Origin of the sequence: Streptomyces sp. NPDC056883 (assembly GCF_042788835.1) — a bacterium.
GTDB classification, from domain to species: Bacteria; Actinomycetota; Actinomycetes; order Streptomycetales; family Streptomycetaceae; genus Streptomyces; species Streptomyces stoeckheimensis.
Genome location: NZ_JBHUBS010000030.1, coordinates 55,358 through 65,744 on the forward strand (window position 1 = coordinate 55,358; position 10,387 = coordinate 65,744).

The window sequence follows — 10,387 nt, forward strand, 5'->3', positions numbered from 1 at the left end:
TTTTTCCTTCTTTCCTTTTCTGCTGTGGCGTCCCCCTCGTCTCCCCCCCTGGCGAACAAAAAGAGGGGGGTTCCCCCGTGTGTGTTCCCCCCCCCCCCTCCCGTTCGACCGGAAGACCGGTCAGAGCTTCTTGGCCCCGGGGGCCTCTGCCTTGTCCTCACCCGTGCCTGCGGCCGTGCCTTCGGCCTCGGTCTCGCCGTCGGCGGCCTCCGCCTTGGCGTCCTTCGGCTCGGCCTCCGCCTCGGCAGCGCCCTTGGCTTCGGCGCCCTTGGCCTTGCCGTCCTCGGCCGGGGTGTCCCCGTCCTTGGCGCCGGCCACGGCGTCAGCGTCGGCGCCCGGTTCCACGATCTCCTCGCGGCCCGGCCGCAGCTTCGCCGACAGCACCAGGTAGACCACGGCGAGCACGAAGACGACGATCGAGGTCCACACGTTGAGCCGCAGGCCGAGGATGTGGTGGGCCTCGTCGACCCGCATGTACTCGATCCAGCCGCGCCCCACGCAGTACGCGGCGACGTACAGCGCGAACGCCCGCCCGTGTCCGAGCGTGAAGCGGCGGTCGGCCCAGATCACCAGCAGGGCGACACCGATGCACCAGAGGGACTCGTAGAGGAAGGTCGGGTGGTAGGTCCCGGCGACCCGGTTCGGGCCGTCGGTGATCTCCACCGCCCACGGCAGATCGGTGGCGCGGCCGTACAGCTCCTGGTTGAACCAGTTGCCCCAGCGTCCGCAGGCCTGGGCCAGCGCGATGCCGGGGGCCAGGGCGTCGGCCCAGGCCGGCAGCGGGATGCCGCGCCGGCGACAGCCGATCCAGGCACCGACCGCGCCCAGCGCGATGGCACCCCAGATGCCGAGGCCGCCCTCCCAGATCTTGAAGGCGTCGACCCAGTCGCGGCCCTCGCCGAAGTAGAGCTGGTAGTCGGTGATCACGTGGTAGAGGCGACCGCCGACCAGGCCGAACGGCACGGCCCACACGGCGATGTCCGCGACCGTGCCCGGCTTACCGCCGCGCGCGACCCAGCGCTTGTTGCCGAGCCAGACGGCGACGAAGACGCCGATGATGATGCAGAACGCGTAGCCGCGCAGCGGGATCGGCCCGAGATGGAGCACGCCCGTCGACGGACTGGGAATGAAGGCAAGGTTCATGGCAAGACCCGACGCTACCTTGCCGGACGGCGGTGACCGCAACCCGCCCGGCAAGCTGCTCCCGAATCGAGACTGCCCTCAGTGGTCCATGGGCATCCCGGCGTGCTCCGAGGAGGCGTCCGCGGAGCCCGAACCGCCGGTCGCCGACCGCCCCGCCGAGCGTGCCGACGGCGCCGAGGAGGAGGCCGAGGGCGTGGCCGAGCGGCCGGAGGAGGCCTTCCCCGAGCCCGCCGCCGCGGAGGACGGCGACGCGGACTTGGCCGAAGACCCGGACGCCGCCGAGGCCGAAGCGGAAGCGGAAGCCGACGGGGAGGCCTTCCCGGTGCCGGCTCCGCCCTTGCCGGCCGCCTCCACCTTCTCCTTCAGCTTCTGCGGGGTCAGCGGGTTGGCCTGGTCCCCGAAGATGTCCTTGCCGTCGAGCAGCACGGTCGGGGTCCCGCGGAACTTGCCCGCGCGGAAGGCGTCCTGCGACTTGTTCACCCAGCTGTCGTGCGTACCGTCCTCGACGCAGGTGCGGAACGCGGGGGTGTCCAGGCCGTCGACCTTCCCCGCCAGCTCCAGCAGCTTGGCGTTCTTGCCGAAGGCGTCGTTGGTCTCCTCGGGCTGGTTGTCGAAGAGCACGTCGTGGTACGGGGCGAACTTCCCGGCGTCCTGTGCGCAGGCCGCGGCGTTGGCGCTCTTGAGCGAGCCGGTGCCGCCCATGTTCCCGTCGATGAGGGTGACCAGGTGGTACTCGACCTTGAGGAGGCCCTTGGCCTCCAGCTCGTGGACGGTCTCCCGGTAGTTGGTCTCGAAGGCCTTGCAGGCCGGGCAGCGGAAGTCCTCCCACACGGTCAGCGTGGAGGGGGCCCCGTCCTTGCCGGTCTGGATGGCGAGGGCGTCCTTGCCGGTGGCCCCGGACGGGGCGACCAGCGGGCCGCCCTTGGCGGAGGATCCGCCCTTGCCGGTGTTCGCCGCGATCAGGCCGACGACGGCCGCCAGCCCGAGGACGCCGACCACCGCCGCCGACACCACGAGGGTCCGCCGGCGCTTGTCCCTCGCCTTCTGCTTCTCGCGCTCCGCCTGGAGTCGCTCGCGGGCCGATCGTTTCGTCGCATCGCGGTTCGCACCGTCGTTCATGTCGCTCACGTTCGGCCAAACGAAGCAGGGAGGCACTCTCGTGCCTCCCTGCCCCTACTTCCACCCGATCGGGCTACAGAACCCGCTCAGGGGTCCGTCTGCGCGATCGAACGCGCCGCCCGTCGGCTCCGGCGCACGCCTCAGCTGCGGCGCACGCCTTCGGCGAGCTCGCCCGCGAGCGCCTGCACCGCGGCCAGCCCGGCGGGCAGGTCCGGCGCGTCCAGCAGCAGCTTCACGAAGGCGGAGCCGACGATCACACCGTCGGCGAAGCCCGCGACCTCCTTGGCCTGGGCGGCGTTGGAGACGCCCAGTCCCACGCAGACCGGCAGGTCGCTGGTGGCGCGGGTACGGCGGACCAGGTCGGCCGCCTGGTTGCCGACCGACTCACGGGTGCCGGTGACACCCATCAGCGAAGCGGCGTAGACGAAGCCGGAACCGGCCGCCGTGATGGTGGCGAGGCGCTCGTCCTTGCTGCTGGGAGCCACGACGAAGACGGTCGCCAGACCGTGCTTGGCCGCGTGCTCGCGCCACAGCGCGGATTCCTGGACCGGCAGGTCGGGCAGGATGCAGCCCGCGCCGCCCGCCTCGGCGAGCTCGGCGGTGAACCGCTCGACGCCGTAGCGGTCGATGGGGTTCCAGTACGTCATGACCAGGATCGGGGCGCCGGTCGCCTCGTAGGCCTCGCGGACCGTCCGCAGCGTGTCGGCGATCTTGACGCCGCCGCGCAGGGCGATGTCGTCGGCGGTCTGGATGATGGCGCCGTCCAGGACCGGGTCGCTGTGCGGGAGGCCGATCTCGACCACGTCCGCGCCGCCGGCGATGACGGCCTTGACGGCCTCGATGGCGCCGTCCACGGTCGGGAAGCCGGCCGGGAGGTAGGCGACCAGGGCCGCGCGGTCCTCGGACTTCGCCTTCGCGAGGGTCGCCGACAGGAGTTCGATGGTGCCGCTCACTTGGTCTCCCCCTCGGTGCTGCCGGTGGTCTTGGCGTCGTACAGGTCGAAGTACCGGGCGGCGGTGTCCATGTCCTTGTCGCCGCGGCCGGACAGGTTGACGACGAGGAGGCCGTCCTTGCCGAGCTCCTTGCCCAGGTCCAGGGCGCCCGCGAGGGCGTGCGCGGACTCGATGGCCGGGATGATGCCCTCGGTGCGGGAGAGGAGGCGCAGGGCCTGCATCGCCTGGTCGTCGGTGACCGCGCGGTACTCGGCGCGGCCGGCGTCCTTCAGGTAGGAGTGCTCGGGGCCGATGCCCGGGTAGTCCAGACCGGCCGAGATGGAGTACGGCTCGGTGATCTGGCCCTCCTCGTCCTGCAGGACGTAGGAACGCGATCCGTGCAGGATGCCCGGCTCGCCCGCGGTCAGGGTCGCCGCGTGCTCACCGGTTTCCACGCCGTGTCCGGCGGGCTCGAAGCCGACCAGGCGGACGTCGGCGTCCGGGATGAAGGCGTGGAACAGGCCGATGGCGTTCGATCCGCCGCCGACGCACGCCGCGACGGCGTCGGGCAGGCGTCCGGCGCGCTCCAGGATCTGGCGGCGTGCCTCGACGCCGATGACCCGGTGGAAGTCGCGGACCATGGCGGGGAAGGGGTGCGGGCCGGCGACCGTGCCGAAGAGGTAGTGGGTGCGGTCCACGTTGGCGACCCAGTCGCGGAACGCCTCGTTGATGGCGTCCTTCAGGGTCCGGGAGCCGGACTTCACCGCGATGACCTCGGCGCCCAGGATCCGCATCCGGGCCACGTTCAGGGCCTGGCGCTGGGTGTCGATCTCACCCATGTAGATCGTGCACTCGAGACCGAACAGGGCGCAGGCGGTGGCGGTGGCCACGCCGTGCTGACCGGCGCCGGTCTCGGCGATGACGCGGGTCTTGCCCATGCGCTTGGTGAGCAGCGCCTGGCCCAGCACGTTGTTGATCTTGTGCGAGCCGGTGTGGTTCAGGTCCTCGCGCTTGAGGAAGATCCGCGCCCCGCCCGCGTGCTCGGCGAACCGCGGCACCTCGGTCAGGGAGCTGGGACGGCCGGTGTAGTTGACCATCAGGTCGTTGAGCTCGGCCGCGAAGGCCGGGTCGCCCTTGGCCTTCTCGTACTCGACGGCGACCTCGTCCACGGCGGCGACCAGCGCCTCCGGGATGAACTTGCCGCCGAAGTCGCCGAAGTAGCCCTCGGCGTTGGGGATGTGACCCTCGGGGTCCGGGATGAAGAAACTGCTGGCGCTGGACATGCCCAGGTACTCCTACGGATGCGACGCGGATGCCTTCACCGTATTGCGCCGTCCGCCCGCGAAGCGCACACCCCGCTGGGGCATGGGCGTACGAGGGTGCGGAGCGGCCCGCCCCGGAGCCGGCGGCTCGGGGGGACGGACCGTGACGGGACGCCGACGGACGTGGGTGTACGACGTACACCGTCCGGCGGGTCTCGTTACGACGCGACTCCGGGTCGCCATCGCATGCCGTTGACCTGACCGGGCTCGGAGCCGATCACGTACCGGACCCGACGCCCGCGCACGCGCCGGGCCGGGGCGCGGCAGCCGCGAGGGCGGCAGCCGCGCGCCAGGGGCGCGTGCGCCGTCGGCACGCCGGCCAGGCCGGAGCCCGGTCGGGTGCGGACGGAGGGGCGGTTTCGGGCCATGGGTGCGGGTCAGCTCCGCCCGTGGCGCAGGGCGGGGTGGGCGCCGGCGGCGACGAGGTCGGCCACGGCCGCCTTCGGGTCGCGGCCGGTCACCAGGGACTCCCCGACGAGGACGGCGTCCGCGCCCTCGTTCGCATAGGCGATCAGGTCGTGCGGCCCGCGGATGCCGGATTCGGCAACCTTGACGATGTGGGCCGGGATCTCTCCGACGATCCGCTCGAAGGTGGAGCGGTCGACCTTGAGGTCCTTCAGGTTGCGGGCGTTGACGCCGATGATCTTGGCGCCTGCCGCGACCGCACGCTCGATCTCTTCCTCGTCGTGGACCTCGACGAGCGGGGTGAGGCCGATGGACTCGGCCCGCTCGATGAGGGAGACGAGGGCCTCCTGCTCAAGGGCCGCGACGATCAGCAGCACGAGGTCGGCGCCGTAGGCGCGGGCCTCCCACAGCTGGTACGCCGTGACGATGAAGTCCTTGCGCAGGATCGGGATGTCCACGCGGGCGCGGACGGCCTCCAGGTCGGCCAGCGAGCCACCGAAACGACGCTGCTCGGTGAGGACGGAAATGACCGCCGCACCGCCCGCTTCGTAGTCGGCGGCGAGCCCGGCCGGATCGGCGATGGCGGCGAGAGCACCCTTGGAGGGGCTGGAACGCTTGACCTCGCAGATCACCTTGACGCTGTCGCCGCGCAGGGCAGCGACGCCGTCCTTGGCCTGGGGCGCCTTGGCGGCACGCTCCTTGAGCTCGTCGAGGCTGACGCGAGCCTGCCGTTCGGCAAGGTCTTCGCGGACCCCTTCGATGATCTCGTCGAGCACACTCACGCGAGCGGCCCCCTTCCGGGTCGATGACGGTCGGCCGCCTTGCAGACACGTACAACTGCAAGGTCAGCAGTTCAAATGGTATCCGCAGGACGCCTTGCCCTCCGCACGCGGTTGACGGCGTCCCATTAAATGGACATCCGGAATCTTTACTTCAGCTATACCTCAGGGCGCCAGGAAAGAGCCCATGGGCAGGTTCCGGACAACGGAGAAGACCAGGGCCACCGCACCGATCCCCCACCAGTACAACGGCCGTACGACGAGCCTCGGGCCCGGCACCCCCCGATAGGCGCGAACCAGCCACAGGAGCATGACTCCGGCGAAGAAGAAGTAGCCGGCGACCGCCAGCGCATTTGCCCCGATTGCTGTCACGAGATCGCCATGGGCGAACGCGTGTGCGCTGCGCAGCCCGCCGCAGCCGGGGCACAGGACCCCGGTCAGCCGGAACAGCGGGCAGACCGGATAGTGGCCGGGCTCGTTCGGGTCCACGGTCCCCACGTACGCGAGGGCCGCGGCGGCCGCGGCCAGCGTGAGCGCCGGACGCGCCAGCCGGCCGGCCCGGGATACGGGCGCGGGAGGCGGCGCGAGGTCGGTCGTTCCTGAGGAGGCGTCCACCCGCTGATTCTCTCCGCTCATGACAAAAGGCGCAGCCCGACAGGGCCGCGCCTTTCGAAAACCTGCGTACGGCTACCGCCTGGTCAGGCCCGTCAGACCTTCGCGGCGACGCGGTTCGCGGCGATGACCTCGGCGAGGTCCTGGTGCGCGGACTTCGGCGCACCCATGCCCGCGGCCTTCATGGCCATGCCCACGACACCGCCGATGGCGACGACGACGAGGCCCGCCCAGAAGCCCAGCGGGTTCGCCAGCACCATGAAGGCGCCGGAGATGCTGAAACCGATGAAGGCGATGATGACACCGGTCCAGGCGGCCGGGGTGTGTCCGTGGCTAGTGCCCGCCATGAGTTGCTCCTCGTACTCGGGTGTGCTCTGTCGCACGCTCGATGGTCATTGTCCCGTACCAGGCGGCGACCTCGTTCACGGGGTCGGCTCCTGGATCAGGGGTTCAGGGGTTCAGGGGGTCGGTTCCGGGCCGGTGGGGTCCTCGCCCCGGTCCAGAGCCTTCCACAGGTCCTCCGGCCGGTCCGGGTCCACCACGGCCGCCTTGCGGGGTCGGGGGCTGCCGTCGCGCTCGTAGCGGCCGCCCATCGTGGGCCAGGAGCTCCCGAAGCGCAGGGCGAGCAGTCCGGCCAGCAGGATCAGCGCCCCGCCGACGGCCGTCACGTAGGGCCAGGCCGTATGGGTCAGGCCGGCCACGTGGGCCGCGGTGTCGGCCGTCGTACGGGCCGCCTCCGCGTCCAGGGCACGGCGGCCGTCCGCGTTGGCCAGGGCGGCCGCCCCTGCGCCCAGGCCGCTCAGCGCGAGCAGCGCCGAGACCAGCAGCCGGCTCCGGCCGCGTACGGCGAAGACGGCGACCAGGGCGGCGAGCCCGACGATGGCCAGGGCGGCGGGCAGGCCGGTGACGGCCCGCCCGTCGGCGGTCACCGGCAGCGAGCCGCCGCCGATGGCGGCGACGCCCCGGGCCCAGACGCGGCCGGAGGCGAGCAGGACGACGGTGGCACCGAGCGCGCCGAGCAGCAGCGCGACGGCCACGCTGCGGCGGCCGCCGCGGCCCGAGGGGGCCTCGGGCTCGGCGACGGCATCGGCGTGTTCGGTTCGGGGCGGGGGTACGGCACTCACGTACCCCACTATCCCCTACGCGCTCAGGCGCCGTGGAGGCGGTTCGCCGCTGCCACCGCGCGGAGCACCGCGGCGGCCTTGTTGCGGCACTCGGCGTCCTCCAGCTCGGGCACCGAGTCGGCGACGACCCCGGCGCCGGCCTGCACGTACGCCTTCCCGTCGCGCAGCAGCGCGGTGCGGATGGCGATGGCGGTGTCCGAGTCCCCGGCGAAGTCGAGGTAGCCGACGCAGCCGCCGTAGAGCCCGCGGCGGGTGGGCTCCAGCTCCTCGATGATCTGCATGGCGCGCGGCTTGGGCGCGCCGGACAGGGTGCCGGCCGGGAAGCAGGCGGTGAGGACGTCGAAGGCGGTCCTGCCCTCGGCGACGCGCCCGGTGACGGTGGAGACGATGTGCATGACGTGCGAGTACCGCTCGATGCTCATGAAGTCGACGACCTCCACCGAACCCGGCTCGCAGACCCGGCCGAGGTCGTTGCGGCCGAGGTCGACGAGCATGAGGTGCTCGGCGCGCTCCTTGGGGTCGGCCAGCAGCTCGTCGGCGAGCTCGTTGTCCTGCTGCGGGGTGGCGCCGCGGTGCCGGGTGCCGGCGATGGGGTGGACCATGGCCCGCCCGTCCTCGACCTTGACCAGCGCCTCGGGGCTGGACCCGACGACGTCGAAGCCGTTCTCGAAGCGGAAGAGGTACATGTACGGGGACGGGTTCGTGGCCCGCAGCACCCGGTAGACGTCGAGCGCCGAGGCGCTGCACGGGGTCTCGAACCGCTGCGAGGGCACCACCTGGAAGGCCTCGCCGGCCCGGATCCGCTCCTTCACGTCCTCCACGGCGGCCTGGTACTTCTCGCCGCCCCACAGGGCCGAGTACTCCGGCAGTTCGGAGGCGGGCAGCGGCATCGGCGCGTACGGGGCGGATCGCGCGAGGTCGGCCTCCATCGCGTCGAGGCGCGCGACGGCGTCCGCGTACGCCTCGTCCACGCCCGCGGCGAGGTCGTTGTGGTTGATGGCGTTGGCGATGAGCAGGACGGTTCCGTCCCAGTGGTCCAGGACCGCCAGGTCGGAGGTGAGCAGCATCGTCAGCTCGGGCAGCTGGAGGTCGTCCTCGGTGTGCTCGCCGATGCGCTCCAGGCGGCGCACGATGTCGTAGCCGAGGTAGCCGACCATGCCGCCGGTGAAGGGCGGCATCCCGGAGGCGAGGTCGCGGGGGGTGTGCAGGGCCTCCACCGTCTGCCGCAGGGCCTCCAGCGGGTCGCCGGAGGTCGGGACGCCCACGGGCGGGGTGCCGATCCAGTGGGCCTCGCCGTCGCGGACCGTGAGGGTGGAGGCGCTGCGGACGCCGACGAAGGAGTAGCGCGACCAGGAGCGGCCGTTCTCGGCGGACTCCAGGAGGAACGTCCCGGGGCGTTCGGCGGCCAGCTTGCGGTAGAGCCCGACGGGCGTGTCACCGTCCGCCAGCAGCTTGCGGCTGACGGGGATGACGCGGCGGTCGGCCGCGAGCTTGCGGAACGTCTCAAGATCCATGGCGTGGGACCTTACTTGTGATCGGCTTCGGCTATTCGGCTTCGGCAGTGGGGCCGGAGGGACCGGCCAGGGGCAGGACGTCGGCATCGAAACACGTCCGGGCACCGGTGTGGCAGGCCGCCCCGACCTGGTCCACCTTGACGAGCACGGTGTCGGCGTCGCAGTCGAGCGCGACGGACTTCACGTGCTGGAAGTGGCCGGAAGTGTCCCCCTTCACCCAGTACTCCTGACGGCTGCGCGACCAGTACGTGCAGCGGCCGGTGGTCAGGGTGCGGTGCAGGGCCTCGTCGTCCATCCAGCCGAGCATGAGCACCTCACCGGTGTCGTACTGCTGGGCGATGGCCGGGACCAGACCGTCCGCGGAGCGCTTGAGGCGGGCGGCGATGGCGGGATCGAGGGAGGACGTACTCATGGGAGCCATTGTGCCGGGCCCGGGGGACGATCAAGGATCCCTGTCCGCCTGATGGGCAGGCACCGGGCGGGTTCCAGCCGTAGGCTGGCCCGCATGTCTACCCATGCGAAGCGTGAACGACTGCTGCTGGCCGACCTGTTGGAGTCGGCGGGCCCGGAGGCGCCGACGCTGTGCGACGGCTGGCGGACACGGGAGCTCGCCGCGCACGTGGTGGTCCGGGAGCGTCGCCCGGACGCGGCGGGCGGACTGCTCCTGAACGTGCTGAAGGCCCGCCTGGACAAGGCGATGGAGGAGTACGCGGCCAAGCCGTACGAGGAACTCATCCAGTTGATCCGGACCGGCCCGCCGAAGATGTCCCTCTACTCGCTGAAGCAGATCGACGAGCTGGCGAACGCGGTGGAGTTCTACGTCCACGCCGAGGACGTCCGCCGCGCCCAGCCGGACTGGTCCCCGCGCCCGCTGGACCCGGTCTTCTCCGACTCCCTCTGGTCCCGCCTGGAGAAGCTGGCCCGCCTGACGGGCCGGCGCTCCCCGGTGGGCCTGGTCCTGCGGCGGCCGAACGGCCAGACGGCGGTGGCGCACAAGGGTGCGCCGGTGGTGACGGTGACGGGCGAGCCCGGGGAGCTGACCCTGTTCTGCTTCGGCCGCCAGGACGCTGCCGCGGTGGAACTGGACGGCCCGAAGGAGGCCATCGCCCAGCTCACGAGGGCAGCGCTGGGCATCTAGTCCCGCCCGGCGCGCCCACCACTGCCGTCCCGGCACGGGCCCGGCGCGCGGCGGGGTCGGCCCTGCGGGGCAAGGTCCCCTACCCACCCTTCCACCGTTCCCCGGGCTCCGCCCGGACCCTTTCCACGTGCGGCGCCGTGCCCGGGGGCCAGCCCCCGGACCCCCGCTCCTCAAACGCCGGAGGGGCTGGATTTCCCTGCGGCGCTGGATGTACCTGCGGGCCCGTGCAGACGGACGCCTGCGAATTCCGGCGCTTCACGGCGGGCACGTGCAGGCCGACGCCGGCCAAAATCCAGCCC

Annotated in this window: 11 protein-coding genes and 1 pseudogene; 1 reads left to right on the forward strand and 11 read right to left on the reverse strand. The window is 72.0% G+C overall.

What is annotated here, in order from left to right; all coding sequences use genetic code 11:
• Window positions 1–120: 120 nt before the first annotated feature.
• The 11 genes and pseudogenes from lgt to hisI all read right to left on the reverse strand — a co-directional run bounded on the left by lgt (window position 121) and on the right by hisI (window position 9,371).
• Window positions 121–1,143 carry a prolipoprotein diacylglyceryl transferase gene (gene lgt / locus ACFRU2_RS39795; protein WP_382981201.1) on the reverse strand — a complete coding sequence of 341 codons (1,023 nt, stop codon included), beginning with the start codon at window positions 1,141–1,143 and terminating at the stop codon, window positions 121–123.
• Between the two features lie 333 nt (window positions 1,144–1,476).
• A pseudogene (locus ACFRU2_RS39800) lies at window positions 1,477–2,262 on the reverse strand (DsbA family protein); the annotation flags it as partial.
• Window positions 2,263–2,402: 140 nt separating this feature from the next.
• Window positions 2,403–3,215, reverse strand: coding sequence for a tryptophan synthase subunit alpha (gene trpA / locus ACFRU2_RS39805; protein ID WP_382981203.1), 813 nt, complete (start codon window positions 3,213–3,215; stop codon window positions 2,403–2,405).
• The gene (gene trpB, locus ACFRU2_RS39810) at window positions 3,212–4,477 is read right to left on the reverse strand and encodes a tryptophan synthase subunit beta (RefSeq protein ID WP_250743803.1); all 1,266 of its coding nucleotides are present in this window, start codon (window positions 4,475–4,477) and stop codon (window positions 3,212–3,214) included. Before trpB ends, trpA begins: the two co-directional genes overlap by 4 nt.
• Window positions 4,478–4,674: 197 nt before the next feature.
• A complete protein-coding gene (trpM, locus tag ACFRU2_RS39815) occupies window positions 4,675–4,884 on the reverse strand; it encodes a tryptophan biosynthesis modulator TrpM (protein WP_250743802.1) in 210 nt (69 codons plus the stop codon).
• 9 nt (window positions 4,885–4,893) lie between these two features.
• Complete coding sequence (gene trpC / locus ACFRU2_RS39820; RefSeq protein ID WP_250743801.1) at window positions 4,894–5,703, reverse strand: indole-3-glycerol phosphate synthase TrpC; 810 nt, start codon at window positions 5,701–5,703, stop codon at window positions 4,894–4,896.
• A gap of 162 nt (window positions 5,704–5,865) precedes the next feature.
• Complete coding sequence (locus ACFRU2_RS39825) at window positions 5,866–6,336, reverse strand: DUF2752 domain-containing protein (protein WP_274552370.1); 471 nt, start codon at window positions 6,334–6,336, stop codon at window positions 5,866–5,868.
• A 71-nt stretch (window positions 6,337–6,407) separates the two neighbouring features.
• Entirely contained in the window at window positions 6,408–6,659 is a 252-nt protein-coding gene (locus ACFRU2_RS39830) for an HGxxPAAW family protein (RefSeq protein WP_250743834.1), read from the reverse strand.
• Between the two features lie 111 nt (window positions 6,660–6,770).
• Window positions 6,771–7,445 carry a TIGR02234 family membrane protein gene (locus tag ACFRU2_RS39835; protein WP_382981206.1) on the reverse strand — a complete coding sequence of 225 codons (675 nt, stop codon included), beginning with the start codon at window positions 7,443–7,445 and terminating at the stop codon, window positions 6,771–6,773.
• A gap of 14 nt (window positions 7,446–7,459) precedes the next feature.
• The gene (locus ACFRU2_RS39840; protein ID WP_382981207.1) at window positions 7,460–8,950 is read right to left on the reverse strand and encodes an anthranilate synthase component I; all 1,491 of its coding nucleotides are present in this window, start codon (window positions 8,948–8,950) and stop codon (window positions 7,460–7,462) included.
• Window positions 8,951–8,981: 31 nt separating this feature from the next.
• Entirely contained in the window at window positions 8,982–9,371 is a 390-nt protein-coding gene (gene hisI / locus ACFRU2_RS39845) for a phosphoribosyl-AMP cyclohydrolase (RefSeq protein ID WP_250743796.1), read from the reverse strand.
• A gap of 84 nt (window positions 9,372–9,455) precedes the next feature.
• Here hisI and ACFRU2_RS39850 point away from each other — a divergent pair, with 84 nt between their 5' ends.
• Window positions 9,456–10,088, forward strand: a complete 633-nt coding sequence (locus ACFRU2_RS39850; protein ID WP_382981209.1) for a TIGR03085 family metal-binding protein — start codon at window positions 9,456–9,458, stop codon at window positions 10,086–10,088.
• Window positions 10,089–10,387 lie beyond the last annotated feature (299 nt).

What these genes read in the sequence shown, in the direction of transcription:
- lgt (WP_382981201.1), bottom strand. Translation starts at nt 1,143, where the DNA reads ATGAACCTTGCCTTCATTCCCAGTCCGTCGACGGGCGTGCTCCATCTC.
- trpB (WP_250743803.1), bottom strand. Translation starts at nt 4,477, where the DNA reads ATGTCCAGCGCCAGCAGTTTCTTCATCCCGGACCCCGAGGGTCACATC.
- trpM (WP_250743802.1), bottom strand. Translation starts at nt 4,884, where the DNA reads ATGGCCCGAAACCGCCCCTCCGTCCGCACCCGACCGGGCTCCGGCCTG.
- ACFRU2_RS39825 (WP_274552370.1), bottom strand. Translation starts at nt 6,336, where the DNA reads ATGAGCGGAGAGAATCAGCGGGTGGACGCCTCCTCAGGAACGACCGAC.
- ACFRU2_RS39830 (WP_250743834.1), bottom strand. Translation starts at nt 6,659, where the DNA reads ATGGCGGGCACTAGCCACGGACACACCCCGGCCGCCTGGACCGGTGTC.
- ACFRU2_RS39840 (WP_382981207.1), bottom strand. Translation starts at nt 8,950, where the DNA reads ATGGATCTTGAGACGTTCCGCAAGCTCGCGGCCGACCGCCGCGTCATC.
- hisI (WP_250743796.1), bottom strand. Translation starts at nt 9,371, where the DNA reads ATGGCTCCCATGAGTACGTCCTCCCTCGATCCCGCCATCGCCGCCCGC.
- ACFRU2_RS39850 (WP_382981209.1), top strand. Translation starts at nt 9,456, where the DNA reads ATGTCTACCCATGCGAAGCGTGAACGACTGCTGCTGGCCGACCTGTTG.